The 24,946-nt window shown below is 68.8% G+C and carries 27 protein-coding genes; 11 read left to right on the plus strand and 16 right to left on the minus strand.

Annotated features, from left to right (window positions below; genetic code table 11):
* Nucleotides 1–27 precede the first annotated feature (27 nt).
* Genes K2R93_13405 through K2R93_13420 form a run of 4 tightly spaced genes read right to left on the minus strand, consistent with a single transcriptional unit; the run spans nucleotide 28 to nucleotide 3,911 of the window.
* Nucleotides 28–642, minus strand: a complete 615-nt coding sequence (locus K2R93_13405; protein ID MBY0490832.1) for a UbiX family flavin prenyltransferase — start codon at nucleotides 640–642, stop codon at nucleotides 28–30.
* Nucleotides 639–1,607, minus strand: coding sequence for a putative 4-hydroxybenzoate polyprenyltransferase (ubiA, locus tag K2R93_13410; GenBank protein ID MBY0490833.1), 969 nt, complete (start codon nucleotides 1,605–1,607; stop codon nucleotides 639–641). Before ubiA ends, K2R93_13405 begins: the two co-directional genes overlap by 4 nt.
* Entirely contained in the window at nucleotides 1,604–3,094 is a 1,491-nt protein-coding gene (locus tag K2R93_13415; protein ID MBY0490834.1) for a menaquinone biosynthesis decarboxylase, read from the minus strand. Before K2R93_13415 ends, ubiA begins: the two co-directional genes overlap by 4 nt.
* A gap of 28 nt (nucleotides 3,095–3,122) precedes the next feature.
* Nucleotides 3,123–3,911, minus strand: coding sequence for a ubiquinone/menaquinone biosynthesis methyltransferase (locus K2R93_13420; protein MBY0490835.1), 789 nt, complete (start codon nucleotides 3,909–3,911; stop codon nucleotides 3,123–3,125).
* 120 nt (nucleotides 3,912–4,031) lie between these two features.
* Between K2R93_13420 and K2R93_13425 the strand changes: the two genes are divergently transcribed.
* The 4 genes from K2R93_13425 (at nucleotide 4,032) to K2R93_13440 (ending at nucleotide 6,015) form a co-directional block, all read left to right on the plus strand.
* Entirely contained in the window at nucleotides 4,032–4,268 is a 237-nt protein-coding gene (locus K2R93_13425) for a hypothetical protein (GenBank protein ID MBY0490836.1), read from the plus strand.
* Nucleotides 4,269–4,634, plus strand: a complete 366-nt coding sequence (locus K2R93_13430; protein ID MBY0490837.1) for a sigma-70 family RNA polymerase sigma factor — start codon at nucleotides 4,269–4,271, stop codon at nucleotides 4,632–4,634.
* Nucleotides 4,635–4,706: 72 nt separating this feature from the next.
* Nucleotides 4,707–5,294, plus strand: a complete 588-nt coding sequence (locus tag K2R93_13435; protein MBY0490838.1) for a hypothetical protein — start codon at nucleotides 4,707–4,709, stop codon at nucleotides 5,292–5,294.
* A 13-nt stretch (nucleotides 5,295–5,307) separates the two neighbouring features.
* Complete coding sequence (locus K2R93_13440) at nucleotides 5,308–6,015, plus strand: hypothetical protein (protein ID MBY0490839.1); 708 nt, start codon at nucleotides 5,308–5,310, stop codon at nucleotides 6,013–6,015.
* 23 nt (nucleotides 6,016–6,038) lie between these two features.
* On the opposite strand, the gene K2R93_13445 is transcribed toward K2R93_13440, so the two are convergent.
* From K2R93_13445 to K2R93_13455, 3 genes are read right to left on the minus strand one after another with little or no spacing between them, the layout of a single operon-like run.
* Nucleotides 6,039–6,791, minus strand: a complete 753-nt coding sequence (locus tag K2R93_13445) for an SAM-dependent chlorinase/fluorinase (protein ID MBY0490840.1) — start codon at nucleotides 6,789–6,791, stop codon at nucleotides 6,039–6,041.
* 14 nt (nucleotides 6,792–6,805) lie between these two features.
* Nucleotides 6,806–8,167, minus strand: coding sequence for an MATE family efflux transporter (locus tag K2R93_13450; GenBank protein MBY0490841.1), 1,362 nt, complete (start codon nucleotides 8,165–8,167; stop codon nucleotides 6,806–6,808).
* Nucleotides 8,148–9,296 (minus strand): Mrp/NBP35 family ATP-binding protein, encoded by a 1,149-nt coding sequence (locus tag K2R93_13455; GenBank protein ID MBY0490842.1) that lies wholly within the window; start codon nucleotides 9,294–9,296, stop codon nucleotides 8,148–8,150. Before K2R93_13455 ends, K2R93_13450 begins: the two co-directional genes overlap by 20 nt.
* Nucleotides 9,297–9,534: 238 nt before the next feature.
* Here K2R93_13455 and K2R93_13460 point away from each other — a divergent pair, with 238 nt between their 5' ends.
* The 3 genes from K2R93_13460 to K2R93_13470 are packed head-to-tail and all read left to right on the plus strand — an operon-like array spanning nucleotide 9,535 to nucleotide 11,603.
* Complete coding sequence (locus tag K2R93_13460; protein ID MBY0490843.1) at nucleotides 9,535–9,900, plus strand: hypothetical protein; 366 nt, start codon at nucleotides 9,535–9,537, stop codon at nucleotides 9,898–9,900.
* Between the two features lie 6 nt (nucleotides 9,901–9,906).
* The gene (locus tag K2R93_13465; GenBank protein MBY0490844.1) at nucleotides 9,907–10,416 is read left to right on the plus strand and encodes a hypothetical protein; all 510 of its coding nucleotides are present in this window, start codon (nucleotides 9,907–9,909) and stop codon (nucleotides 10,414–10,416) included.
* A gap of 32 nt (nucleotides 10,417–10,448) precedes the next feature.
* Entirely contained in the window at nucleotides 10,449–11,603 is a 1,155-nt protein-coding gene (locus K2R93_13470; GenBank protein ID MBY0490845.1) for a hypothetical protein, read from the plus strand.
* On the opposite strand, the gene K2R93_13475 is transcribed toward K2R93_13470, so the two are convergent.
* The 9 genes from K2R93_13475 to K2R93_13515 all read right to left on the minus strand — a co-directional run bounded on the left by K2R93_13475 (nucleotide 11,530) and on the right by K2R93_13515 (nucleotide 20,553).
* On the minus strand, nucleotides 11,530–12,564 hold the full coding sequence (locus K2R93_13475; protein MBY0490846.1) for a bifunctional oligoribonuclease/PAP phosphatase NrnA: 1,035 nt from the start codon (nucleotides 12,562–12,564) through the stop codon (nucleotides 11,530–11,532). The genes K2R93_13470 and K2R93_13475 overlap by 74 nt on opposite strands.
* On the minus strand, nucleotides 12,564–14,129 hold the full coding sequence (locus K2R93_13480) for an amino acid permease (protein ID MBY0490847.1): 1,566 nt from the start codon (nucleotides 14,127–14,129) through the stop codon (nucleotides 12,564–12,566). Before K2R93_13480 ends, K2R93_13475 begins: the two co-directional genes overlap by 1 nt.
* A gap of 268 nt (nucleotides 14,130–14,397) precedes the next feature.
* Complete coding sequence (gene guaB, locus K2R93_13485; GenBank protein MBY0490848.1) at nucleotides 14,398–15,885, minus strand: IMP dehydrogenase; 1,488 nt, start codon at nucleotides 15,883–15,885, stop codon at nucleotides 14,398–14,400.
* Nucleotides 15,886–15,973: 88 nt separating this feature from the next.
* Nucleotides 15,974–16,372 carry a DUF1232 domain-containing protein gene (locus K2R93_13490; GenBank protein ID MBY0490849.1) on the minus strand — a complete coding sequence of 133 codons (399 nt, stop codon included), beginning with the start codon at nucleotides 16,370–16,372 and terminating at the stop codon, nucleotides 15,974–15,976.
* Nucleotides 16,362–16,817 (minus strand): DUF2281 domain-containing protein, encoded by a 456-nt coding sequence (locus tag K2R93_13495; GenBank protein MBY0490850.1) that lies wholly within the window; start codon nucleotides 16,815–16,817, stop codon nucleotides 16,362–16,364. The genes K2R93_13490 and K2R93_13495 overlap by 11 nt, the downstream gene beginning before the upstream one ends.
* Before the next feature lie 30 nt (nucleotides 16,818–16,847).
* Nucleotides 16,848–17,846, minus strand: coding sequence for a hypothetical protein (locus K2R93_13500; GenBank protein MBY0490851.1), 999 nt, complete (start codon nucleotides 17,844–17,846; stop codon nucleotides 16,848–16,850).
* A 7-nt stretch (nucleotides 17,847–17,853) separates the two neighbouring features.
* Complete coding sequence (locus K2R93_13505) at nucleotides 17,854–18,771, minus strand: hypothetical protein (GenBank protein ID MBY0490852.1); 918 nt, start codon at nucleotides 18,769–18,771, stop codon at nucleotides 17,854–17,856.
* 235 nt (nucleotides 18,772–19,006) lie between these two features.
* Complete coding sequence (locus tag K2R93_13510; protein MBY0490853.1) at nucleotides 19,007–19,885, minus strand: L,D-transpeptidase; 879 nt, start codon at nucleotides 19,883–19,885, stop codon at nucleotides 19,007–19,009.
* Entirely contained in the window at nucleotides 19,885–20,553 is a 669-nt protein-coding gene (locus tag K2R93_13515; GenBank protein ID MBY0490854.1) for a hypothetical protein, read from the minus strand. The genes K2R93_13510 and K2R93_13515 overlap by 1 nt, the downstream gene beginning before the upstream one ends.
* Nucleotides 20,554–20,653: 100 nt before the next feature.
* Between K2R93_13515 and gpmI the strand changes: the two genes are divergently transcribed.
* From gpmI to dacB, 4 genes are read left to right on the plus strand one after another with little or no spacing between them, the layout of a single operon-like run.
* Nucleotides 20,654–22,225, plus strand: coding sequence for a 2,3-bisphosphoglycerate-independent phosphoglycerate mutase (gene gpmI / locus K2R93_13520; GenBank protein MBY0490855.1), 1,572 nt, complete (start codon nucleotides 20,654–20,656; stop codon nucleotides 22,223–22,225).
* 5 nt (nucleotides 22,226–22,230) lie between these two features.
* Entirely contained in the window at nucleotides 22,231–22,929 is a 699-nt protein-coding gene (locus tag K2R93_13525; protein MBY0490856.1) for a hypothetical protein, read from the plus strand.
* A gap of 4 nt (nucleotides 22,930–22,933) precedes the next feature.
* On the plus strand, nucleotides 22,934–23,362 hold the full coding sequence (locus K2R93_13530; protein ID MBY0490857.1) for a 6-carboxytetrahydropterin synthase: 429 nt from the start codon (nucleotides 22,934–22,936) through the stop codon (nucleotides 23,360–23,362).
* Nucleotides 23,359–24,942 (plus strand): D-alanyl-D-alanine carboxypeptidase/D-alanyl-D-alanine-endopeptidase, encoded by a 1,584-nt coding sequence (dacB, locus tag K2R93_13535; GenBank protein ID MBY0490858.1) that lies wholly within the window; start codon nucleotides 23,359–23,361, stop codon nucleotides 24,940–24,942. Before K2R93_13530 ends, dacB begins: the two co-directional genes overlap by 4 nt.
* Nucleotides 24,943–24,946: the final 4 nt, after the last annotated feature.

Raw genomic sequence — 24,946 nt, forward strand, 5'->3', positions numbered from 1 at the left:
GACAGCGCAGGAATGTGCGCGGCCATGCTACTCCGTGGGGGTGTCCTCGCCCCAGCGGTGCCCGACGGTGTGATCGAGCCCGAGATGATCGAGCACCCGCGCGACGATGAAGTCCACCAAATCTTCGATGCGCGTGGGCTGATGGTAGAACCCGGGCGCGGCCGGAATCACCGTGGCGCCCGCGCGCGTGATCTGCGTCAGGTTCTCCAGATGGATCAGCGACAGCGGTGTTTCACGTGGCACAACGATCAGGGGTCGCCGCTCCTTGAGCGCCACGTCCGCCGCCCGCTCGACCAGTGAGCGCGAGGTGCCGTGCGCGATCGCACTGACGGTCCCCATGGAGCACGGGCACACCACCATCCCGCTGCTGCGCGCCGACCCGCTCGCCGGCTTCGCCCCGCGGTCGTTGTCGTCGAAGACGGTGACGCACCGATCCCACGCCTCGGCGCCGACATGCGCCTTGAGCTCGTCGAGGTTCGCAATCCGGCTCTCGGTCCGCAGCAGGCGCCACCCATGGCTCGACACGATCAGCCAGGTGGGGACCTGCAGCTCCACCAGCGCCTGCAGCAGGCGCACGGCATACGGCGCCCCCGAGGCCCCGGTAATCGCCACCACGACCGGATAGCGCGTCGTCGCACTCACGGGGTGCCCCCTCCGAGGAGCAGCCGCGCGCCAAGCACGGCAGCCAGAAAGACCATCGAGATCACGCCGTTCATCGTGAAGAACGCCGCGTCCACCTTGGACAGGTCGTCGGCCTTCACCAGGCGATGCTCCCAGAGCAGCAGGACGGCCACCGCTGCCACCGCCGCCCACAGCACCCCGTTCACCAACGGCGTCACCTCACCCATGGGCTGCGCGGCAATCACCGCCGAGAAGCAGAGCACCGACAGCACATGGTGCGCACGGGCAATCGTGATGGCGCGCGGCACGCCGAACGTGCTCGGCACACTGTGCAGCCCGTGCTGCCGGTCGAACTCGGCGTCCTGCAGCGCATAGATCATGTCAAAACCACCGCTCCAGCTGGCGACGGCCAACGCCAGCACGCAGAGCAGCCACCACGGCTGGCTCCAGTGCCCCGCGACCGCGAGATACCCACCCACCGGGGCAATCGCCAGCCCGAGCCCCAGCCACAGGTGCGACCAGCGGGTGAAACGCTTGGTGTAGCTGTACCCCAGCACCCAGAACAGCGCGACCGGCGACAGCGCAAAGCACAGCGGGTTGATCATGTACGACGCGAGCAGGAACAGCGCGCTCGTGACCAGAATGCTGGCACGCGCCTGACCGAGCGTCAGCGCGCCGCGCGGGATCTCGCGCATCGCGGTGCGCGGGTTCTTGGCATCGACATCGCGATCCACGAGCCGGTTGAACGCCATCGCGGCAAAGCGTGCGCTGGTGAAGGCGAGCAGCACCCACCCGACCAGCGCCGGCGTCACCGGCGACGTGACACTCGCAAAGAGCACCCCCACCAGGGTGAACGGCATCGCGAACACCGTGTGCGGCAGCTTGACGAAGTTCGCCAGCCGCACCGGGAGCGAATCGCCGCTCACCAGCTGCCCATCCACCGCGCCCTTGGGGGGCGTGTAGGACCCGCGCGGCGTCGGACTCACCACTGCGGCACCGGCGGCAACCCGAGGCTCGCCCACTTGGCGTCAACCGCGCGCTTGGTGGCCTCATCCATCTCGATCACCTTGGGCCACGCGCGGGTGAAGCCTTCCTCCGGCCACTTCCGCGTCGCGTCGATCCCCATCTTGCTGCCGTACGTGAACGCGCGACTGGCATGGTCGAGCACATCCACCGGCCCCATGGTGAAGCGCACGTCGCGCTGCGGGTCCATGTTGTTGAGCGCCACCCACCACGCCTCCACCGGGTTGCGCACATTGATCTCCTTGTCGACCACCACCAGCACCTTGGCGAGCGACATGAGCCCCTGCCCCCACAAGGCGTGCATCACCTTGTCGGCGTGGCCCGGGTACTTCTTGTCGATGCTCACGAACACGAGGTTGTGGAACCCACCCTCGGCCGGCATGTGGTAGTCCACAATCTCCGGCGTGGTGAGCTTGAGCAGCGGCAGGAAGATCCGCTCGGTAGCATGGCCGAGGTAGAAGTCTTCCATCGGCGGGCGCCCCACGATGGTTGTGGCGTACACCGCATTCTTGCGCATCGTCACCGCTGTGACGTGCACCTTGGGATAGAGATCGGCCTCGGAGTAGAACCCCGTGTGATCGCCAAACGGGCCTTCCACGATGAGCGCTTCGGCGGGATCGATGTAGCCTTCGATCACGAACTCGGCGTCGGCCGGGACTTCGAGATCGTTCGTGACCGCCTTCGCCAACCGCACCGGCTCACGCCGGAGGAAACCGGCGAACAGGAACTCGTCGATGTTCGGCGGCAGCGGCGCGCTCGCCGAGTACATGCTCGCCGGGTCCGACCCGACGACGATGCACACCGGCATCTTCTCGCCCCGCTCGGCCATCTGCCGCAGATGCTCGGCGCCCGTCTTGTGGCGCTGCCAGTGCATGGCCACGTGCTTCTTGTCGAGCTGCTGCACGCGGTACATGCCCACGTTGCGAATACCGCGCGCCGGGTCCTTGGAGATCACGGCCGTCATGGTGATGTACGGCCCGCCGTCTTCCGGCCAGCAGTGCAGCACGGGGATGCGGTCGAGATCGATCTCGTCGCCACGCCAGACGATTTCCTGACAGGCGGGCGTGCCGCCTTTCGTGCGCGGCGGGAACTTGGAGATCTCGAGCAGGCGCGGCAGCAGCGACAGCTTGCCGACGAATCCGTCGGGGACCTTGAGGTCCATCAGCTGCGTGATACGGTCGCCGATCTCATCGAGCTTCTCGACACCAAGGGCGAGCGCCATGCGGCGCATCGAGCCGAAGATGTTGATGGCGACCGGGTACGGCGAGATGGAGCCGTCACGGAGCACCGGCTTCTCGAAGAGCAGCGCCTTGCCGCCGCCCGGCATCTTGGACACCCGATCGGCGATCTCGGTGAGTTCGAGATGCACCTTGACCGGCTGCGTGATGCGATGGAGTTCGCCGATCCGTTCGACGGCGGCGAGAAAATCCGAAAGAGTATCGAGAGCCATTGCTGAGTAACCGCGCGCGACGCTGCCGCTAGACGGTCGCGACGTGAATCGCCGCGATCCCGAAGGTGAGGCGCTGCCACTGCACGGTGCGGAAGCCTGCCTGGCGCAGCCGATCGGCGAGCGCCTCCTCCGTGGGGAACTTGGCCACGGAGAGCGGCAGATAGGTGTACGCCGAGCCATGACCGCTCACGAGGCGACCGATCAGGGGCAGGACGTTGTGGAAGTACGCGTGATAGAGCGCCCGCACGATGGCGAACCGTGGCGTCGAGAACTCGAGGATGACGAAACGCGCGCCCGGCGTGAGCACACGCCGCACCTCGCGCAGCCCGGCGTCGAGATCAGCCACATTGCGGATGCCGAAAGCCACAATGGCCCCATCGAGCGTCGCGTTCCCAAACGGCAGCGCGAGCGCGTCGGCGCCCACCGGGGCGAGCACCGCCCGCGGCGCCTTGCCGGCCCCGTGCTGCAGCATGGGCACGGCGAAATCGGCGCCGGCCACGAACCCCGTAAAGCCGCGTTGCCGCACGAGCGTCGCGCCCACGTCGAGCGTGCCGGCGCACAGGTCGAGATAGGTACCGGCCGGCCGCGCCGTCCAGCCGAGGGCCGCGAGCGCCTTCTTCCGCCAGCGCTTGTCGATGTTCATCGACAGCACATGGTTGAGCAGGTCATAGCGCGGCGCGATGTCCGAGAACATCTGCTGCACGTACTCGCGCTTGCCCGTCCCGTCGGCCGCCTGGGCCGCGACGGCGAGCGCGTCGGGACCCGCGCCGGAGCGCTCGGGCGTCGTCGCCCCCGGGGCGTCGATGGTGCTTGGCATCCTCAAAGATCACCGGAATGGGTGACGGCGAGCAAGGCGAATCCCGAACCCCGATCAGTCCGGAACTCGGGCCGTCTGGCTGGTTTGCCCCTGTCCACGCCGCTAGCTTTGCCCCAGCGCATGCCGACTCTCGACGAGCTGGGAACCCTTCCCGATGCCGATGTTGTCCGCCTCGCCCAGCAGGGGCGCGAGCTCGCGTTTCGTGAGCTCGTGCGTCGCTACGAGCGGCCGGTGTTCTCGCTCATCTACCGCATGGTGCGCGACCGCGAGACGTCGGAAGACCTCGCGCAGGATGCCTTCATCAAGGTCCTGAACCACATCGACAAGTACAGCCCCGAGTTCAAGTTCTCGAGCTGACTGTTCAAGATCGCCAATAACGTCGCCATCGATCATCTCCGTCGGCGGCGGCTCGACACGATCTCCATCGACGGCAGCCCGCACGCGGCCACGGCGTCCGAGGTCGAGGCCAGCAGCATCGACCTCGAAGCCGACCAGGAGAACGCCCTCGAGGAGCTCGAATCGCGCGAGCTGGGGTCGGCCATCGAAAAGGCCATTGCCAAGCTCCGCCCCGAGTATCGGGCGTGCATCATGCTGCGTCATGTGGAAGGGCGAGCCTACGAGGAAATCGCGGCCACCCTCGACTTGCCGCTGGGCACGGTGAAGACGTACATCCACCGGGCCCGGCACGAGCTGCGGAAGGCGCTGGAGCCCCTCCGCGAATGATGAAACGCTCACCAAATCCCCTGAAACACCGCCCACAGCCGCTGCGTAGTGCCACCATGGAGGCTCCCCATCATGCAGGATAGACACCTCAGACCGGACGAAATCGAGCTCCTCCTCGATGGCGAGGAAGGCTTCGGCGTGGCGCCCCTCAGGGCTCACGTCCGTTCGTGTTTGGAGTGCCAGACCGAGCTGGAGAGCGCCCGGGAGCTCATGCTGGCGCTGGACACGCTCCCCGACTTTGCCCCCTCGGCGGGCTTCGCCGACCGGGTCATGAGTCAGGTGCAGGTGTTTGAGCCCTGGCACGCGGCCGCGACCCGCGCCGTCGAGAGCTACGTCCCGGCGTCACGCCCCGCGCGCGTGGCCGCGGGCATCGGTGCCGCATTGACCGCCGGCCTGGGGACTGCGGCCGCCACCTGGGCGGTGGCCCGCGCCGACATGGGGCTGGTCCTCGCCTCGCTCGGCCTCGAGCGCTTCCGCGAACAGGTTGTCGCCGCCGGCAGCGACCTGATGGCCACCGTACTGGGCCAGCCGGGGCTCGACGCCCTGCGCGCCAGCACGCCCGAGACCATGGCCCTCGCCCTCGGCGGCTTTGTGGCCGCGGCCGGCCTGGGCGTCGTGGGAATCCGGGCGCTCGCCACGGCCTCGCGCCGCACGAGCTGACGGAGGGCATGCCATGCTGACGACCCTCTACGCCATCACCGGGGTTTTCGGCATCGGCCTGCTGATCGGGGTCGTGGTGCTCATGACCGCCGAAGAGGCACTGCTCGCCGTGGCCAAGACCGCCGCCCGCGATGTGTCGGGCAGCTTCTGGGCCGGCATCCTCTGGCAGCTCCTGGCCGCCCCCCTGCTGGCGGTCCTTCTGCTCGCCTGCGCCATCACCATCATCGGCCTGCTGGCCACCCCCATCGTGGCGCTGGCCTGGGCACTGGCCTATGCCGGGGCGTTCACGCTCGGCATCCTGGCCGTGGCCATGGTCATCGGCCGAGCGCTGGCCGGGCGCGGCTCGGGCCAGAACGAGCGCAACGCGGCGCTCCGCGGCCTGACCGTCGGGCTCGCCGCGCTCAGCCTGGTGTGGTTTGGGACCGCCGCCGCTGCCCCGATCCCGCTGGCCGGGGGCATCGCCCGCCTGATCGCCGTCGCCTTTACCTGGGCCGTCGGCACGGTTGGTCTGGGCGCGGTGGTGAAGTCGCGCATTGGCGTCGCCAAGCTCAGCGTGCAGTTCGGGCGCTTCAAGGGCGCTCGCTGGGGTGCCGCCAGCACCACCACCACGATGGAAGCGCCGGCCCCAAGCTGGCAGACGCCGACGCCGGTCCAAGGCGTCGTGGCGGCCCGTCGGCCGGTCAGCACCAACAGCGGCACCGGCTCGGGCGCCGACCTCTAAGCGCCCCCCTGCACGCCCCGCGCTCAGCGCGGGCGCAGCACCACCGACGCCCCGCGCGTGAGCCCAAGCGCGATCGCGGCGTTCCCCTCGCGCATCGCCAGTTCGACAAAGCCGTTCGATCCGACGAGCGCAATCAGCGCCCCCGTCTCGGCGTCTCCGTACGTGCGCACCATCGGCGCGCGTCGCCCCGCCACCTCGATCACGCCGCCATCGCGCACCGCGAGATTCGTGATCGCGTTGCCGAAACGATCAATCGTGAGCACTTCGCCGTGCAGCGACCCGTCGGCGTGCCGCTGTGGCTGCGGCGTCCGCAATCGCAGCGCGCTCATATAGGGATCCCCCACGCTCTCGAGCGGCGCGCCCATCGCCAACTCGGCGGCCACGGGGGCAAAGACATCGCGGCCATGAAACGTCGCCGAGGCCTGTGCATCAACCGGCAGGGCGACCACGCGCGCATCGAGCGTGAAGAGCGCCGGTGAGAGCACCCCGTTATCGGGACCCACCAGAAAGCGCCCGTCACTTTCGACGGCGATCGCCGCGCGCCCGGTACCGACACCCGGATCGACCACGACGAGATGCACGGTCCCGGCGGGAAAGCGCCGCCAATAACGCGCCACCGCGAGCCGCGCCGCCGCCACATCCTGCGGCGGGATCTCATGCGACAGATCGATCAGCGGCACCTGAGGCGCGCGCGACACGAGCACGCCCTTGAGCTCGGCCACGTAGCCGTCGGCCGTGCCGAAGTCGGTAAGCAGGGTGATCGCCGGTGCGGTCATGGGCGAAACGTGCGTCAGACCTGCGACCGACGCCAGCGGCCCCACGCCCAGAGCGCGGCCATCACGATTCCGCGCGCCGCCGCCGTCAGGGCAATCGTCCACCACAACCCGGTCGTGCCCCACCGCGCCGCGGCCCAGGCGCCAACCGGCAGCCGCAACGCGGTCAGTGCCGTACTCAGCACCATCGGCACGAAGGTCCACCCCGCGCCACCCATCGCACTCTCGAGCACCACCTCGGCGCCCAGAAACAGCTGCGAGAACGCCGCGATGCGCAGATAATGCGCCGCCTCGGCGACGACGGCCGGATCGGTGGAAAAGATGCCCGCGAGCTGCGTCGGAAAGACATAGGTGACCGCGGCCATGACCGCGCCAATTGCGCTCACCACGGCCATGCCGGCCCATCCCGCGCGAATGGCGCGTCGTTCATCACCGGCGCCAAGGCTCTGCCCCACGATCGCCGCCGTGGCCGCGCCCATTCCGACGCTCACGACGTACACCACGCTCTCCACGCGAAAGCCGAGGCCGAGCGCCGCGAGCGCCGGCGTACCGAACTGCGTGGTGATGCGCGTCAGCCAGACGTAGATCGCACTGAACGCCACGCCGGTGGCTGCCGCCGGCGCGCCGATCCGCGCGATGGTCAGCAACGACGACCAGCGCGGTGCGCGCCACGCGATCATTGCGCGCTGATGCAACCACCACACGCCCACCACACACGCGAGCGCACGCGGCACGAGCGTGGCCAGTGCCGCGCCGCGCACCCCAAGCGCCGGGATGGGCCCGAAGCCGCGAATGAGTATGGGGTCGAGGATGAGCCCCAATACCGTCGTCACCGCGAGGATCACGAGCGGCGAGCGCGTGTCGCCCTTGCCGCGGAAGGTCGCGTCAACAGCAAAGAAGCCGAACACGAGCGGCATCCCCAGCAGGTAGAGCCCGAGGTACGTCTGCCCGATGGCACTCACGCCGGCGCTCGTCTCCTCGAGCGCAAAGAGTGCGCGCACCACGAAGGGCGCCGCGGCCGCGATACACGCGCCGAGTCCCAGTGCCAGCCAGAGCCCCTCGCTCGCCGCATGTGCCGCTTCGTGTGGGCGCCGCTCACCATGACGCCGCGCGACGATGGCATCGAGACCGATCGACACCATCTCGCCGATCGAAATCACCAGCCAGATCCAGAACACGGCCCCCGTGACCGCCGCCAGCGACTCGGCGCCCAACGACCGCCCGATCCAGAAGGTGTCGATGTTGTGAAAGGCCGTCATCAGCAGGTTCGCGATGACGGCCGGAAGCGCCACGCGGCGAATCGTCAGCGAAAGCGGTTCGCCAACGAGTTCGCCGCGTGGGGCATCGAGCGGTTCGTGATCAGCCGTAGCGTTCGTCAAGACGCTGCATCACACGTTCCGCGACCTGCGCGATGGCCTTGGCCGCGCGCGAGTCGGGCTGCGCATCCACGATGGGGCGACCGGTGTCCCCCCCCTCCTGAATGCGCGGATCGAGCGGCACCTGCCCGAGCAGCGGCAAGTCGCACTCCTTGGCGAGGCGCTCACCGCCGCCGCTCCCGAAGATGGCGATCGGCTTGCCGGTCTCGGGGTTCTCGAAGTACGACATGTTCTCCACGATGCCGAGCACCGGCACCGCCGTGCGCTCGAACATCTTCACGCCACGCAGCGCATCACCAACGGCCACCTGCTGCGGCGTCGTCACCACGACCGCGCCATGCACCTGCGTGGCCTGCACGAGCGACAGCTGCGCGTCACCGGTGCCCGGCGGCATGTCCACGAGGAAGTAGTCGAGCTGCCCCCAGTTCACATCGCGCAGGAACTGCGTGATGATCTTCATCACGATGGGGCCACGCCAGATCGCCGGCTGCTCCTTCTCGATGAGGAAGCCGAGCGAGATGACCTTCACGCCGTACGCTTCGAGCGGAATGATCTTCTCGTCGCGCACGGCGGGCGCCGCATCGACGCCCAGCATGAGCGGGAGATTCGGGCCGTAGATGTCGGCGTCCATGATGCCGACCCGCTTGCCGGCCTTGGCGAGCGCCACCGCGAGATTCACGGCGACGGTGCTCTTCCCGACGCCGCCCTTGCCCGACGAGACGGCGATGATGCGGCCGAGGTTCGGGTACTGCACCGGCTCGGGGACCTTGGGCGGCGCCTTGGCTGGCGCCGCATCCATCACGGGCAGCGCGCGGCCGAAGCCACCAGCCGCGGGAGCCTTCGGTTGGTTCATGGGAGAAGGCGCCTGACGCGCCGGTGTGGGTTCGGATTGCGCCGGGTCGCGGACATCGACGCGCACATCGGTCACGCCGGCCAGCGCCTCGACGGCCTGACGGACGTCGCGCACCAGCGTGGCGTCGTCCTCGGGCGCGAGGAGCAGCGTGAGGCGGACCTTGCCGTCAACGGTGGTAGCGATATCGCGCACCTGCTCGGCGGCCATCACATCGGCGCCGGTGCGCGGGTTGCGGACAGCGGCGAGCGCGCCGGTGATCCGCTCCATCAGGGGCTGCATTGGATCTCTGCGTTACGGGGTCTGGGACAACCCCTGAAAGCTAGGCGGGGGTGGGAGGGTCTCCAAGGCGACCCGCCGGGCCGCGTTGGAACGGCCCAATGCCCGACGGAACGATGACACGTCGGTGACGCCCCCGCGGTACTGTGGCCCCGTCGGTGCTGGCGCCTGCGGGCGACCACCGGCCGGCCGCGCGGCGGGGGCCGCGCGCCTTTTCACGGATAGATGAGAGGAGCACACCATGACCACCCGGATTCCACGCCTGGCCACTGCCGTCTTCGCGGTCCTGTTCGCCCTGGCCACCGTCAACGTCGCCACCGCCCGCGCCGACGAGGGTGACCCGATCTCGACCACCTGCGGGGCCGGTACCCTCACCGAGTGCGGCAAGGCGCCCCAGCAGCAGTGCGACTGGAGCATTGACTTCAGCTACGCCGGCGGCTGGAACATCACGCTGCGCATCAGCCGCACGAACTGCCGCACCATCGGCGAAGTGCCGATCTACAAGGATCGCAATGCGTCGTCCGCGCTGAGCGGCTCGTGCACGCTGCTCTCGCCGTTCCTGGGCATGCCCGCCGGCTCGGGCTGCTCGCTCGACGACGAGACCTGACCGCCGATGCGCCGTTTCCTCATCGGGAGCGGCGCAGGGCTCTCGGTGCTGCTCGCGAGTGCCGCCATCGATCACTCGCGAGTCGCACCCTCGAGCGCCCTGCGTAGCGCCAGCGCCGACACCCGCACCGTCCTCACCGGCGAGCCGCTAAGGGCCGCGATGCTGCTGCAGCGCAGCGATTGCAGCGGCAATCTGCGGATGTTCGACCTGCTGCACCGGCGCGGGGTCGGCGAGCGCGTCCGGCTGGGGGTGATCTGGTATGTCGGCGATCCCCGCGATTCCACGATCATCCGCCGTCTGCTGCCCGCCTGGACGCGCCACGCAGACCTCAAGCCGGCCCCCCGCGCGGTCATCCGCGAACTCGCGACGCTGGGTCATCGCAGCACCCCGGTCGTGATCATGTACGACCAGGAGGGGCGCGTGCGGCTCACGTCGCAGAGCCCGCGCTCCCCGCGCGAGTTCGCCGGGCTGCGGCGCGCCATCGAAGGGCTGACCTGGATCGAGCAGATCGAGTAATGCGCACCTCTCCACCTTCCACACACGGACCCATGCCATCGTCTCGGTTCCGCCTGCGCATCGCCCTCGCGGGGCTCCTCGTGCCGGCACTCTGCACGGCCCAAGCGGCGCGCACCTTCGCCACCGATTCGCTGTGGCGTCGCGTGTTCTCCATTGGCGCCGAGAAGGAGTCGGAGACCTTTGTGGAGCCGCGACAAATTGTCGTGACGTCGGGGCTCGTCGCGGTGCTCGATCTGGGCACGCGTGAAGTGCGCGGTTTTGATGCCCGCACGGGTCGCCCTCGTTTCGTCCTGAAGGCCACCGGCAACGGCCCGGGCGAGTTCAAGCGCCCGTCGCTGCTGCTGCCCACGCCCTGGGGCTTCGCCGTGGTGGACCAATCCACCGCCCGCCTCACCGGCTATCGCGCCACTGGATCCATGCACTGGGACATCATCCTGCCGGATCTCTTCCGGGTCTCGCACGCCTGCGTCCGCCCGGATGGCCGCATCCTCGTGGCGTATGAGCGGAGTGATTCGGCACTGGTCGTCCTCGATACGGCCGGCCGGCGCGTGAGCACCTTCAACGCCGACTGGCGGCCAGCGAGACACGCGACCGAGTCATTCGCGCACCGCGCGTTTCTCAGTGCCGCGGACGGTAGCGGCGCCTGCGCGCTCGTGCGCTTCTTTGGCGCCGACTGGGCGCTGGTGCGGCCGGATACACGCGCGGTGGCCATGCACCCGCTGATCGAGCGCGGCCCTGAGCCGGTCGTGAAGGTGGTGGAACGGGTGCGAGAGCGCACGCTTACGCAGGTCATCATCGAGGCGCCGCAGACGTCGGAGTCACGTCCGATCGCGCGCGGCATCGCCATCCGCGGCGACACGGTACTGATCTTCGGCTCGGAGACGGCGCGTGATGCCTTTCGCCTCGTGGACTACTATGACCGGCTCAGCGGGCGGTATCTCTACAGCCGGCGCTTGCCGCTGGTGCTCCATGCGGTCACGGTCGGCGACGACGGCACCTTCTACGGCACGGTCATCGCCGAAAACACACAGGCGCTCGTGGCATTCCGCCCCGAGCGCCTCACGAAGGATCTGCAGCGGGAGCTCGATCGCGCCCGCGCCCCAACGCCGTCGGTTACGCCCCCGACGCGAGATACTGTCGCGCGTCGTGCACCACCTGCGAGCGGACGTCCGCGAGGGCGCCCGTAAGCAGTGCGCCGCTGGCCTTGGCGTGGCCGCCGCCGCCGTAGCGGCGGGCGAACTGCTGCACATCCACCTGCCCGGTGCTGCGGAAGCTCACCTTGACCTTGCCGTGGCCGAGGTCGCGGAAGAAGAGCGCGAGGCGAGTGCCGGAGATCGATCGCGGGTGTTCGACGATGCCGTCGAGATCTTCGCTCGTGACCTTGAAGCGTTCCATGGCATCGGCATCCACGGAGATCCATGACAGGCCGATGCTGCTATCGACTTCGAGGGTCTCGAGTGCGGAGCGCAGCAGCTGCAGGCGTCCGACGCTCACCTGGGCGTAGATGCGGCGGTACATCTCCTCGGGGTCAACGCCGGCCGACAGGAGATGGGAGGCCACGGCGTGGGCGCGCGGGGAGGTATTGCTGTAGCGGAAGCTGCCGGTATCGGTGAGGATCGCGGCGTAGAGCGACTGGGCGATCGCCGGCGTGATCTCGAGGTCGAGCGCCATGGCGATGTCGTACACGAGCTCACCGGTGGCGCAGGCAGCGGTGTCGGTCACCGCGAGCGTGCCGACCGGTTCATCGCCGGCCACGTGGTGATCGATCACCGAGATCGGCACGGTCAGCGCGCGCACGCGGTCGGCGAGCTGACCGAGCCGGCGGACATCGTTGATATCGAGCACCACGAGGGCGTCGATATCATCGAGGGCCGCGGCGCCCTGGGCGGTGGCGTCGTGCACGTCATCGCCCAGGAGGAACTGGAACATCGCCGGCCACGGCGTGGGATTCACGATGCGGCACGTGATCCCCCGCTGGGCGAGGAGGCGGGCGAGTGCGGTTTCCGAACCGCACCCGTCGCCATCAGCATTGATGTGGGTGGAGAGCGCCACGGTCATCCCGGGGCGCAGCGCGTCGGCCCAGCTGCGAATTGCTGCCCGACGCGCATCCGATGCGCTCAGCAGCCCATCGGCCACCCCTGTACCCATTACCGGCCCGATTCCTTCTTGCCGATCGTGGAGTTCTTCATGCCATAGATGAAGTACGTCGTCATGCCGATCGCCGTCCACGCGGCCAGGAGCATCCACGTGAGCTTCGGCAGCTGGTACATCATGTACAGCGTCGCGCCGGCGCCCAGGATCGGCACGAGCGGCACGAGCGGGGTGCGGAACGGGCGCTCGAGTTCCGGCGAGCGCTTGCGGAGGACCATCACGCCAATGCAGACCGTGGCGAACGCGGCGAGCGTGCCGCCCGACACGAGCTCACCGAGGAGGCCGAGCGGGAAGAAGCCGGCGATGACGATGGCGATGATGCCGACGATCCAGGTCGAGGCGGCCGGCGTCTGATAGCGCGGGTGCACCTTGGCGAAGATCTTCGGCAGCAGGCCGTCGCGCGACATCGTGTAGAAGATGCGCGGCTGGCCCATGAGCATGACGAGCACGACCGACGACAGACCCGCGACGGCGCCGATGTTCACGAGGTACTCGAGCCACTTGAGCTGCGGCACCGCTTCGAGCGCGGCCGACACCGGGTGCGCGACGCCAAGCGCCGTGTACTTGGTGAGGCCCGTCATGACCAGCGACATCAGGATGTAGAGCACCGTGCAGATCAGCAGCGACGAGATCATGCCGATCGGCAGGTCGCGCTGCGGGTTCTTCGCTTCCTGCGCAGCGGTGGAGACGGCGTCGAAGCCGATGTAGGCGAAGAAGACGACCGGGGCCGCGCGGAGCACGCCGGCCACGCCGTACTTCGTGCTGCCGTCGGGGTTGGTGACCATCTCCGGGATGAACGGCGTCCAGTTCTCGCGGTTCACGTACATGAACCCGAAGCCGATCACGAGGAGCACGATGACCATCTTGATGGCGACGATGATGTTGTTGAGCGTCGCCGATTCCTGCACACCACGCACGAGGAGCATCGTGAGCGCGAGGATGAGCAGCACGGCCGGGAGGTTGATCAGGCCGTTGACCACATTGCCACCGGCGGCCGTGCACGCATCACGCGTGGCATACGCTGCCTTGCTCACCGCATCCACCAGGGTGGCGCCGCTGGCGTCCACGCAGGTGAAGGCGCGCACCACCGTGTGGCCGCCTTCCACGCCGAGTGGCGCGCTGGCGAAGGCCGCCGGAATGTGGATCCCCACCTCGTTCAGCATCGCGCTGAAATACCCCGACCAGCCCACGCTCACGGTCGACGCCGCGAACAGGTACTCGAGGATCAGGTTCCAGCCGATGAACCACGCCACGCCTTCACCCATGGTCGCGTAGCTGTACGTGTACGCGGACCCGGCGATCGGGATCATGCTCGCGAACTCCGCGTAGCACAGACCGGCGAAGAGGCACGCCAGGCCGGCCAGCACGAAGGAGAGCGAGACGCCCGGGCCGGCGAAATTCGCGGCCGCGGTACCCGTCAGCACGAAGATGCCGGCGCCGATGATGGCACCGATGCCGAGCATCGTGAGGTTCAGCGCGCCGAGTGTGCGCTTGAGGCCACCCTCGGAGCTGTCCGCTTCTGCGCGGAGCGCTGCGATAGACTTCTTGGACCAGATTCCCATCGGTCGGGGGGTGAGGTCGAGGTTTGGCGCACCCCGGGGAATGAACGGGCGCGCGGGGGGACGGTCGGACGGAACAATACGCTATGGACAGCCTTCGCGCTGCTCTTGTCCGAACCTTCTGACAGTCTGGACGGCGCCCGGGATGCCAGCCCGCGCGATTTCCACGCCGGGAGCTCCCCGGAGCACGCGCCGAGGTGAGACGTGAGGGCGACACGCCAAGGGCCGGCCACCCGATGCGGGATGGCCGGCCCCTGTGTGACCGCGCCGGTTACACCGAGTAGTTCGGCGCCTCGCGGGTGATCGTCACATCGTGCGGATGCGACTCGCGCAGGCCGGCCGTGGTGATGCGCACGAACTCGGCTTCCGTGCGGAGCTGGTCGATATTGGCGCAGCCCACGTACCCCATACCGCTCCGCAGGCCGCCGATCATCTGGAAGAGCACATCGCCCACCGGGCCCTTGTAGGGGACCCGTCCCTCGATGCCTTCGGGGACCAGCTTCTTGGGGCCCATCTCGCCGTCCTGGAAGTAGCGGTCGGCGGAGCCGTCCTGCATGGCGGACAGCGAGCCCATGCCGCGGATCATCTTGAAGCGGCGCCCTTCGAGCAGGAACGACTCGCCCGGGCTTTCCTCGGTCCCGGCGAGCATCGAGCCCATCATCACGCTGGAGGCCCCGGCGGCGAGCGCCTTCACGATGTCGCCCGAGTACTTGATGCCGCCGTCGGCGATGACCGGCACGTCGCCGGCGCCTTCCACGGCGTCCATCACGGCGGCGATCTGCGGCACGCCGACACCCGTGACGACGCGCGTCGTGCAGATCGAGCCCGGCCCGACGCCCACCTTCACGGCGTCCACGCCGCGCGCGACCAGGGCGGCCGCGCCCTCGCGCGTGGCGACATTGCCGGCGATCAGCTGCACGTCCGGGAATGCCTCGCGCACCTTGGCCGTGGCCTGCAGCACCCCTTCGCTATGGCCGTGCGCGGTGTCGATGATGAGCACGTCCACGCCGGCCTGCACCAGCGCGCGCGCGCGGTCGAGATAGTCACCGCCGGCGCCGATGGCCGCCGCGACGCGCAGGCGACCGTACTGATCCTTGTTGGCGTCGGGGTACTGCCGCCGCTTGTGGATGTCCTTGACGGTGATGAGCCCCTTGAGCGTGCCGTCGGCATCGACCACCGGGAGCTTCTCGATGCGATGCTTGGCGAGGATCCGTTCGGCCTCGTCGAGCGTCGTCCCGAGCGGCGCCGTCACCAGTCCTTCACTCGTCATCACCTCGGCGAGCGGCTGATCCAGATTGCGCTCGAACTGCAGGTCGCGATTGGTGAGGATGCCGACCAGCTTGCCGGTCACATCCACGATCGGCACGCCCGAGATCTTGAAGCGCATCATCAGCGCGACCGCTTCGCGGAGCGAGGCGGCGGGAGAGAGCGTGATCGGATTGAGGATCATGCCGCTTTCGCTGCGCTTCACGCGATCGACTTCGGCGGCCTGCCGATCGACCGACATGTTCTTGTGCAGCACGCCGATCGCCCCGTAGCGCGCCATGGCGATGGCCATTTCGCTTTCGGTGACGGTGTCCATGGCCGCGGAGGCGAGCGGCACATTGAGCGTGATCCCGCGCGTGAAGCGCGACGACAGGCTGACGTCCTTGGGGTGGACCAGCGAATGGCGAGGCGCCAGCAGGACGTCGTCGAACGTCAGGGCAATGCCTTCGCGAATGCGGCGCGCGCCGCCAGTAGGGCTTGTCGAGGGTGCCATCCTGAAATGTACTATCAGGAGGACGTCGGTTCCAGCGGAGGCGGCGATCCGATCCGGTCCGGACCGCCGGGTGCCGGCAGCCCGTGCCTCAGGCGCGGGCGAGGCGCCGGATGCGCCGCCGCAGCGCGGGCGGCAGGAAATAGCTGGCCGCCGAGAGCACGCGCATCAGCCCCGAGGTCTCGAGCTCCGCCGGGTCGCCGCGCCAGTGATCGAGGAGCACCGCGTGGCCGGCCCGATCGATCAGCCGCTGCAGCGCGAGGACGATCAGGAACAGATCGTCCACTTCCCCGAGGAACGGAATCACATCGGGGATGAAGTCGAGCGGCGAGATGACGTACGCCAGCGCGCCAAGGACGAGCAGGCGGTCGGTCCGCGACACCCGGTCATCGCGAAACAGGCCGAAGAGCAGCCGGATGTAGTTCGGGATGAGGCGGATGGCGTGCATCACCGCCCGCCGCATCCCGCGGCGCGGGCCGTCAGACGCCATGGGTGGGCGGCGCGGTCGGGGGCGCGGTGGGGGGCGGCGTTGCCGGAGCAGCGGAAGGCGTGGTGGCCGTGGCCGCTGCGGCCGGTGCGACCGCCGCGCCCGCCGCTTCGGCCGGCGTGGGCGCGCCGATCTGATCGGCCGCGGTCTTCGCCGCCGTCACCACGTCGGTGGCGACCGTCTTGGTCGTCTCGGCGACGTTCGTCAGCACGCCCATGGCCTTGTTCAGAAAGCCCATCGCCTCGGAGACGGTGCTCACCGCCAGTCCACCGGCGCGCAGCTTGTCCTCCACCCCATCGGCGAAGCGCTGGAAGACGTTGGTCACGGGCGCCGGCTTTTCGGCGTACTTCGTCTCCAGGAACTCGACGTAGTCGAGCACCTGATAGAGCCGCTCATCGGAGAGCGTGTCGAGTTTGCGATTGATGCGGTCGCGGACGTACGGATTCATCGGGGCTTCCTCCTGGCACGCCCTACGCGCTCAGCCGCGCCAGCGTTTCCGTTCGCCGCGCGCGTCGATATGGCAATATGGCGTGGCAAACCGCCGGCTGCTGTAGACCCCGAGCCCACCGGCGAGTTCCGGGTGGAGACGCTCCACCCAATCCACCGCCTGTTCGACACGGTAGGCATCGAAGATGGTCAGGCGGCCGTCGCCATCGGCGTCGATCGCCACGTCGGCGGCGTCGCCATAGAGATGGCGCGAATCGCGCGCCGACCCTTCCACGGTGGCATTGTGCAGCGGCGTGCGGAACCCGCTGTGCACCTCGAGATCGAACTCCATCGCCTCTTCACCCCGGCGCCGCGCCAGCTCGCGCATGACGAGCTCGATCTTGTCGAGGACGCGCGGGTCGATCGCGACATACCGCGGCCAGACCGTCTGCTGATCGTGGGTGACGAAGTCGCGCACCTTGAGATGCTTGGTGAGCGGCAGATCGAGATTGGCCTCATTCACCTCGGCGAACCCGGCCGGCTTTTCGCCCTGCTCATCGGAGCTCCACTCGGCGGGATAATGCCCGATCTGGTAGCCGTTGAGCGTGGTGCCCAGCTTGAGTTCGAAGGGCACCAGTACCGCGAGGCGCGGCTCGGTGATGCGCTGATGAATGCCGCCCCGCTTGAGCACGAGCTCGTAGAAGCCCGGCGTGAGCGGCGCGAGCAGCGTATCGCTGTCGAGCGGACGGGAGACATCGCCCGATGCATTCGACCCGACCGCCACCCACTGATAGGTAAAGCCAGCCCGGGCACTGGGGAGCGCCGCGCGCACGCGCACCGGGAACGCCACGCGCTCACCGGCGCGCACGAACTGCATCGCCACGTCGCCGCTCAGACCGCGCGTTTCGGGCGAGGCCTCGACGCGGGGCACGGCGCCCTTGGAGCTTTCGGCCGACGAGTCGGCCATCAGCTCGCCCGGCGGCTGATAGATGAGGGCCGCCGTGATGGCGGCGAGCCCCGAGAGTACGATGGCGGTGCGACGCTGAATCATGCGGACCTCACAGCTCGCCCCATCGCGCGCGGGTGCCCCGCACGTCGATGTGCACGAAGGGTCCATGCGCCGAGGTCGCCTTGTAGATCCCGACGCCGCCGGTCAGCTCCGGATGCGCCTGCTCGACGCGCTCCGCGGCCTGCGCCAGCACACGCGCATCGCGCGTATCCACGCGGCCATCGCGATTGAGATCGCTCATCCAATCGCGCGTGCCGTTCACGACATACACATCGGCCGCATCGCCATACTGATGGCGGCTGTCCTGCACGCGACCGCCGGCGCCCACGCCCTGGGCGTTGTACTGCGGCGTGCGGAACCCCGACATCACGCGGAGTGCACGCGCCGGAATACCCATGTCGCGCAGCTCGTCGAGCACCAGCTCCAGCTTGTCCACGAGCGGTTCACGCAGCACCAGATACTTGGGCCAGACGTGCGCCTGATCGTGCGTGAGAAAATCGCGCAGACGGAAATGCTCCGAGATCGGCGTATCCTGATTCCCCGACGTGACCTCAAGGAAGCCTTCCGGATTGCCATAGGCGTCAGAACGGATGCCCCGCTGTTCGGCGGGAAAGAACCCGATCCGATAGCTGCCGATGCGCCCGCCGACCTTATCGGCAAAGGGGCGCATGGTGATGAAGTGGAACGCGCCCGTCGAATCGCCCGCGGCGTACACACCGGCACGGACGGCGGCGCTGTCGCCGAACAGTTCGCGCAGGATCGGCAGCCCCCTGGCCACCCGCGGGCTCACGAAACGGGCGCGGAGTTTGCGGCTCGCGCCACGCAGGGAGTCGAGCAGCGGCATCGACGTCCGCGCCGCGACGGCGCGCGTCGCGACGGGGGCCGGGCGGCTCGCCGGGACCGGACGCGCAAACGCGACCAGCGCGGCGCTGGCCAGAAGGCCAGCCACGATGGTCAGACGCGGCATGCGAACACGGGGCGAACGGCCCCCGGGGGTTTCAGAAGAACGCTGGGTCACGGACTCGGGTGTGGCGCGCGATCGGTGCCTCGGACAACCGGCATCGGGTACCCCCTACAGACGATCGAGCGACAAGCGGGGAAATATAGCCGCACAGCCCCCGGAGTCACAGCGCCGGCACAGGGCGAAACTCTATGCCGGGCTGCGATTTAGGTCACGTTTGTGATGCACCGAGACGGGTTCATCAGTAGATGAAAACCGGGGTCCCCACAGCGACCAGGTCGTACAGCCGTTCGATGTCAGGGTTCCGCAGCCGGACGCACCCGTGGCTGACCGCCTGCCCCACGCTCGCCGGGTTGTTCGTCCCGTGCAGCGCGTAGCCGTCGCCCAGGTACAGGCGGCGGGTGCCCAGGACGTCCCCGTACTTCCGCTGATTTGTTCCGTATGGCGGAATGACGATCTGGCCATCGGCCACGATCTCCCGGCCATCGGATGCCGACAGCGGCTGCACCGACCCGTCCTTCCCGAGCCGGACCACGTCGTTCCCCCGCACCGTGAGCTGGGAGCCGTCGCGGAGCCGGATGGCCTGCCCGCGCACGAGCTGCGTGACGCCCAGGCGCCGTTTGTTGGCCTGCTCCTGATAGTGCCAGTCGGGCGGAATCCACGCCGGCGCCGAGTCGCGTCGCTGCACCACGAGCCGCCCCCGCGGCGTTTCGAAGCGGAGCACCTGGCTGTTCCCCTTCACCACGAGCTGCTTGCCGGAACCGGTCGCGACCGGGGCCGTGAACAGCACGCTGTCGCCCTGCTTGTACCAGAGGCGGCGCTCGGCGATGGACACCACGATGTACGGCATGTTCGCATTGGCCGGAGCCGCGGTGGCCCCCAGCACCGCGCGCAGGCTGTCGGCATCGCTGCCGGCCTGCAGGACGGCCTGCTCCAGCGCCTCGGTGTTGTCATTGTAGACCAGACGCGCGACGTCGCGCTGGAAGCGCACGCGGACGGTCAGGAAGAGCAACCACGCCGTGAGCGCAGCGACCACCAGATTTGCGGCGAGCAGCCACAGCGGGGCGCGCCACCAGCCGCGGCGTTTGGCCGGCGGCATCGAGAGCGGAGAGGTGGTCATCAGAAGAAGTACACCCGCGTGCCGGCCATCAGGTTCTCCCGAATGGCGCGCAGATCACGGGCCGCGAGCCGAATGGCGCCGGGCATCACATAGGCGCTGTCGGCGAGGGGCCCCGCCGAGGGGCGCGCGTAGAGCAGCGTACCGCCGGTGGTGACGATCGCAGCCGGGCCCGTCCACCCGGCCCCGGCGCGTTCGCTGGCGACCGGGAGTCCCCGGTCGGTCCATACCCACGCCGGGAGCGTGTATCGGTCCGAGTCACCCAGCAGCCGTTCGATCGAACGCACGCCCCGTGGGACGACCATGTGCACGGTATCCGGCGGGGTGCCCACCCGGCGCTCCGGCCCGATCTCGGCGGGCATGACCCGCAACCGGGCGGCACCGCGCTCGAGGGCGACATAGCCCGAGTCGGTGTTCACGGCCAGATGAATGGCGTCATCTCCCTGGGACTGCCGCCGCATCAGCTCCAGCATGACGGCGGCTTTGTCGTTGTCGGCGGCCACGATGGCGTCGGCCCGCTGCCGCTCCATGGCGGTCATGCCGGCGCGCAGCCGCTCGATCTCCTCGCGATAGCGGGCGCGCCGCCAGAGGAGCAGCCCGTCGGCGACGAGCAGCACGAGGAGACTGACGGCGAGGATGACGCTCCGCCGCCGGAACCGGAAACGGCTCATGCGCCCCGCCGGGACTTTGCCAGCACCCGCGGGTATGGCCCGTGAGCCCGGATGATTCCGCTAGATTGCTGCATCCTGACGTCCCTCACCCTGGAGACCGATGTCTGCTCGTCCATCGCGCGCCGTGGCCCTGATCATCCTGGACGGATGGGGCTATCGCGAGGAGCGCGACGCCAACGCCATTCTGCTGGCCAACACGCCGAATTGGAACCGTATCTGGAGTCACGAATCCCGAACGCTGCTGACCGCCTCCGGTCGCGCGGTGGGATTACCGGACGGCCAGATGGGGAACAGCGAAGTCGGTCACCTCAATCTGGGCGCCGGGCGCGTCGTGATGCAGGATCTGGTCCGCATCGGCGCCGCGATCGAATCCGGTGCGTTCTACAGCAACCCGACCCTGGTCGCCGCGTGCCGGCACGCCAAGGACAACGGCGGCACCCTGCACCTCGTGGGGCTGCTCGGCGATGGCGGGGTGCACGCGTTCGACCAGCATCTGTTTGCGCTGGTGGATCTCGCCGTGCGCCAGCAGGTGCCACGCATCGTGCTGCATGCGCTGCTCGATGGGCGCGACACGCCGCCCACCAGCGCGATGGGATTCCTCAACGAGACGTTGGTCCATCTCGCGGGGAAGGCGCAGCTGGCGTCGGTGTCGGGGCGGTACTTCGGCATGGATCGCGACAACCGGTGGGAGCGCACGGGGCGCTGGTACCGTGCGGCCGTGTTGGGTGACGCGCCGATCGAGACCGACGCCCTCGCGGCGCTGCAGCACTCGTACGATGCCGGGATCACCGACGAGTTCGTGCAGCCGTACGTGATGGCCGGCCCGGACGGGCGGGCGCTCGCGCCCATGAAGGACGGCGATGCGATCATCTGCTTCAACTTCCGCAGCGATCGCATGCGGCAGTCGCTGCGGGCCCTCGCGATGCCGGACTTCAGCGGCTTCGACACCGGACCGCGCCCGCAGGTGGCCATCACCACGATGACCAACTACGACGACGCGTTCCCCTTCCCGGTCGCGTTCGCGCCGCAGTCGATGCAGAACCTCGTGGGCGAAGTGATCGCCAACGCCGGGCTCACGCAGCTGCGTACGGCGGAGACGGAGAAGTACCCGCACGTCACGTTCTTCTTCAATGGCGGGCGTGATGAACCGTTCGCCGGTGAAGATCGGCGCATGGTGGCGAGTCCGAAGGTCGCGACGTACGACCTGCAGCCGGAGATGAGCGCCAGCGGTGTCTGCGACATTCTCTGCGACGCGCTCGCCAATCGCACGCACGACTTCATGCTCTGCAATTTTGCCAACACCGACATGGTGGGGCATACGGGCTCGCTGCCGGCGGCGATCAAGGCGGCCGAAACCGTGGACGCGTGTCTCGGACGCATCCTCGCAGCGGCCCAGCAGGGGGGCGCGCGGCTGATCATCACCGCGGATCACGGCAACGCCGATGTGATGGTGGATCCGCTCACGCACCAGCCGCACACCGCGCACACCACCAACCCGGTCCCACTCGTCGTGCTCGATCCCGACGCGACGGTGCCGTTGCGCGCGGGTGGGGCGTTGTGCGACGTCGGCCCGACGGCGCTCGCGCTGCTTGGCCTTCCCCTTCCTGCCGACATCACCGGTCGCGACCTGCGCGATCTCACGCCTTCGGCTTCCGCCCCGGTCTCTGCCTGATGCCCGTGTCCTTGCCTTCGTTCCGTCGTGTCGCTGCCGCGACGCTGCTTCTCGCTCCGGTGGTGGTTCGCGCCCAGGTCGGGCATGCGCCGTCGAAGAGTCCGTACGAGGACTACGCCGTCTTTCAGACGCTCACGCTCTCGGCGGGCCAGTTGCTGCTCGGCAAGGATCCCGCCGGTGTCGCCCCCAAGGATGGCCCGCTGGCAATGGTGCGCTACGACATCCGCGTCGGCGGCCCGGCCGGCCTGTTCGTGCGCTACATCGGCGCCCCGTCCGAACGCAATGAGCTCAAGCCGGGCAACCCGCGCGCCACGCGCGTGGTGGCCACGCCGAGTGTCTTCACGCAGGTGATCGATGGCGGGCTCAATCTCGATCTGACCGGCAAGAAGACCTATCGCCGCTTCCTCCCGAGCGTCTTCGCCGGCGTCGGCATGGCCAGTGACTTCGCCAAGGCCGACAGCGGCCAGTATTCGTTCGGCTCGAACTTCTCGTTCACCTACGGCGGCGTCCTGCGCTACATCCCGCGTCATGGCCCGCAGCTGCGCCTGGACGTGTCGAATGTGTTCTGGAAGTACCAGTACCCGGACACCTATTACGTGAAGGCCTCCGATACGACCTCGGTGCTGACGCTCACCCGGCAGCGCAGCGCGTGGCGCCCCAACAAGGTCGTTTCGCTCGGCATCACCTTCCCCATCTTCCGCTAGGCGCATGCCGCGCACGTCGCTCACGCGCCGCGTCACCTTCGCGGCCGCGCATCGCTACCGTCGCCCCGACTGGAGCGATCAGGAGAATGCCGACGTGTTCGGCGCCTGTGCCCACCCGCATTACCACGGCCACACGTACGTCTGTGATGTGACGGTGGCCGGGCCGGTCGATGAAGAGACCGGCTTTCTGGTGGATCTCGGCTTCCTCGATCGCGTGCTCGCCAAGGAAGTCCGGGAGCGCTTCGATCACCGGAACATCAATCTCGATGTGCCGGAGTTTGCCGACGGGAAGCTGATTCCAACGGGGGAGAATCTCGCGCGCTTCATCTGCGAGCGCGTGCAGGCGGCGTTGGCGCACACCACGGCGCGGGTCGTGAAGGTGAACCTCGCCGAAGACAGCACGTTGTCGAGCGCCTATGAGGTGGACGCGTGATGCGAGTGGTCCGCCGGCCCCTGTACATCGCCGCGGCGCTGCTGAGCGCGGCGTGCGCTCGCGCGTCCGCACCGGTGGCCACGGTCCCCGCGCAGCAACCGGAGCCGGCGCCGCCTCCCGTCAATCCCTCGCCGGTGGTGGTGGCCGCCCCGACCACAAAGGCGCTGGTGCAGGCGTTCGTGGATTCGGTGAAGGCCGCGCCGATGTGGCGCAACGCGCGATGGGGCATGCTCGTGGTGGACCCGGTGCGTGGCGACACGCTCGTGGCACTCGATGCCGATCGGATCTTCATGCCGGCGTCGAATCAGAAGCTGCTCACGGCGGCGATTGCGATGGAACGGTTGGGGCCCGACTTCCGCTGGCGCACGCCGGTGCTGCTCGCGGGCCGCGCGCGTGGCACCGTCTGGCAGGGCGATCTGCTGGTGGTGGGGAGCGGCGATCCGAGCGTCAGTGACACCCTGCAGGGCGGGCGCGCCGCGCAGGCGTTCGCGCCGGTGATCGCGGCGCTCCGAGCGCGCGGCATCACGCGGATTGCCGGTCGGCTGCGCGCCGAGGGCGATGCCTTTCCCGGCGCCACGACCGGGTTCGGGTGGGCCTTCGATGATTTCGATGAGGAGTACAGCGCCCCTGTAGACGAGCTGACCTTCAACGAAGGCGAGCTCACGTTGCGCATCCGGGCGGCCGCGAAGGCTGGCAAACCGGTGACCGTCGAACGCGCGCCCACGGCGCGCTATCCGCGCCTGCGTATCGACGCCGTGACACGCGATTCGATCGCCGGCAGCGAGCGGCCGGAGCCGATTCGCGCGGCGTACGACAGCCTCGGCGAAACGCTCGTGATCAGCGGGTCGCTGCGGCTGGGCGACAGCGTGGTAACCACGGTGTCGTATCGCCATCCGAACGACGCGTATCTGGCCGCGTTGCAGGAAGCGCTGGCCGACAGCGGTATCGTGGTGCAGCAGCGCCCGCTCGCCGTGCGCGACACGGCAAAGCGCGCGGCCGATACGCTGGTCGTGCTGCAGTCGGCGTCGTTCGCCGATGTGCTGCGCCGCATGCAGAAGCCCTCGCAGAATCAGATCGCCGAGCTCTTCTTCCGCACGAGCGGCCGCGTAGCGTCGGGGAGTGGGTCGGTGGACAGCGCGCGCGCCGTGGCGGCCCGCACGCTGGCTGGCTGGGGCGTGACCGGCGCCGATGCGGCCTATCGGGACGGGAGCGGCCTCTCGCGGCACGACTACGTGTCGCCGCGGGCGATCGTGAAGGTGCTGGATGCGATGCGCCGCTCGCCGCACTTCGCGGTGTATCGTGATGCGCTGCCGATCGCCGGGGTCGATGGCACGATCCGCAACCGGATGAAGGGCACGCCGGCGCAGGGGAACGCGCGCGGCAAGACCGGGACCCTCGACAAGGCGCGCTCGCTGTCGGGCTATGTGACCACGGCCGATCAGCAGCTGGTGCTCTTCTCCCTGCTCTGCAACAACTACACGGTGCCGACGCGGGAAGTGGAGCGGGTGCAGGACGCGCTTGTCACGATGCTGGCGGGTCGCTCGCTGGGCGTGCAGGCCGTGAACGCGCCGGCCAAGTGAGCAG

This window comes from Gemmatimonadaceae bacterium (assembly GCA_019752115.1).
Taxonomy (GTDB): domain Bacteria; phylum Gemmatimonadota; class Gemmatimonadetes; order Gemmatimonadales; family Gemmatimonadaceae; genus Gemmatimonas.

What these genes read in the sequence shown, in the direction of transcription:
- K2R93_13415 (MBY0490834.1), bottom strand. Translation starts at nt 3,094, where the DNA reads ATGGCTCTCGATACTCTTTCGGATTTTCTCGCCGCCGTCGAACGGATC.
- K2R93_13420 (MBY0490835.1), bottom strand. Translation starts at nt 3,911, where the DNA reads ATGCCAAGCACCATCGACGCCCCGGGGGCGACGACGCCCGAGCGCTCC.
- K2R93_13425 (MBY0490836.1), top strand. Translation starts at nt 4,032, where the DNA reads ATGCCGACTCTCGACGAGCTGGGAACCCTTCCCGATGCCGATGTTGTC.
- K2R93_13435 (MBY0490838.1), top strand. Translation starts at nt 4,707, where the DNA reads ATGCAGGATAGACACCTCAGACCGGACGAAATCGAGCTCCTCCTCGAT.
- K2R93_13440 (MBY0490839.1), top strand. Translation starts at nt 5,308, where the DNA reads ATGCTGACGACCCTCTACGCCATCACCGGGGTTTTCGGCATCGGCCTG.
- K2R93_13445 (MBY0490840.1), bottom strand. Translation starts at nt 6,791, where the DNA reads ATGACCGCACCGGCGATCACCCTGCTTACCGACTTCGGCACGGCCGAC.
- K2R93_13455 (MBY0490842.1), bottom strand. Translation starts at nt 9,296, where the DNA reads ATGCAGCCCCTGATGGAGCGGATCACCGGCGCGCTCGCCGCTGTCCGC.
- K2R93_13460 (MBY0490843.1), top strand. Translation starts at nt 9,535, where the DNA reads ATGACCACCCGGATTCCACGCCTGGCCACTGCCGTCTTCGCGGTCCTG.
- K2R93_13465 (MBY0490844.1), top strand. Translation starts at nt 9,907, where the DNA reads ATGCGCCGTTTCCTCATCGGGAGCGGCGCAGGGCTCTCGGTGCTGCTC.
- K2R93_13470 (MBY0490845.1), top strand. Translation starts at nt 10,449, where the DNA reads ATGCCATCGTCTCGGTTCCGCCTGCGCATCGCCCTCGCGGGGCTCCTC.
- K2R93_13475 (MBY0490846.1), bottom strand. Translation starts at nt 12,564, where the DNA reads ATGGGTACAGGGGTGGCCGATGGGCTGCTGAGCGCATCGGATGCGCGT.
- K2R93_13480 (MBY0490847.1), bottom strand. Translation starts at nt 14,129, where the DNA reads ATGGGAATCTGGTCCAAGAAGTCTATCGCAGCGCTCCGCGCAGAAGCG.
- guaB (MBY0490848.1), bottom strand. Translation starts at nt 15,885, where the DNA reads ATGGCACCCTCGACAAGCCCTACTGGCGGCGCGCGCCGCATTCGCGAA.
- K2R93_13490 (MBY0490849.1), bottom strand. Translation starts at nt 16,372, where the DNA reads ATGGCGTCTGACGGCCCGCGCCGCGGGATGCGGCGGGCGGTGATGCAC.
- K2R93_13495 (MBY0490850.1), bottom strand. Translation starts at nt 16,817, where the DNA reads ATGAATCCGTACGTCCGCGACCGCATCAATCGCAAACTCGACACGCTC.
- K2R93_13500 (MBY0490851.1), bottom strand. Translation starts at nt 17,846, where the DNA reads ATGATTCAGCGTCGCACCGCCATCGTACTCTCGGGGCTCGCCGCCATC.
- K2R93_13505 (MBY0490852.1), bottom strand. Translation starts at nt 18,771, where the DNA reads ATGCCGCGTCTGACCATCGTGGCTGGCCTTCTGGCCAGCGCCGCGCTG.
- K2R93_13510 (MBY0490853.1), bottom strand. Translation starts at nt 19,885, where the DNA reads ATGACCACCTCTCCGCTCTCGATGCCGCCGGCCAAACGCCGCGGCTGG.
- K2R93_13515 (MBY0490854.1), bottom strand. Translation starts at nt 20,553, where the DNA reads ATGAGCCGTTTCCGGTTCCGGCGGCGGAGCGTCATCCTCGCCGTCAGT.
- gpmI (MBY0490855.1), top strand. Translation starts at nt 20,654, where the DNA reads ATGTCTGCTCGTCCATCGCGCGCCGTGGCCCTGATCATCCTGGACGGA.
- K2R93_13530 (MBY0490857.1), top strand. Translation starts at nt 22,934, where the DNA reads ATGCCGCGCACGTCGCTCACGCGCCGCGTCACCTTCGCGGCCGCGCAT.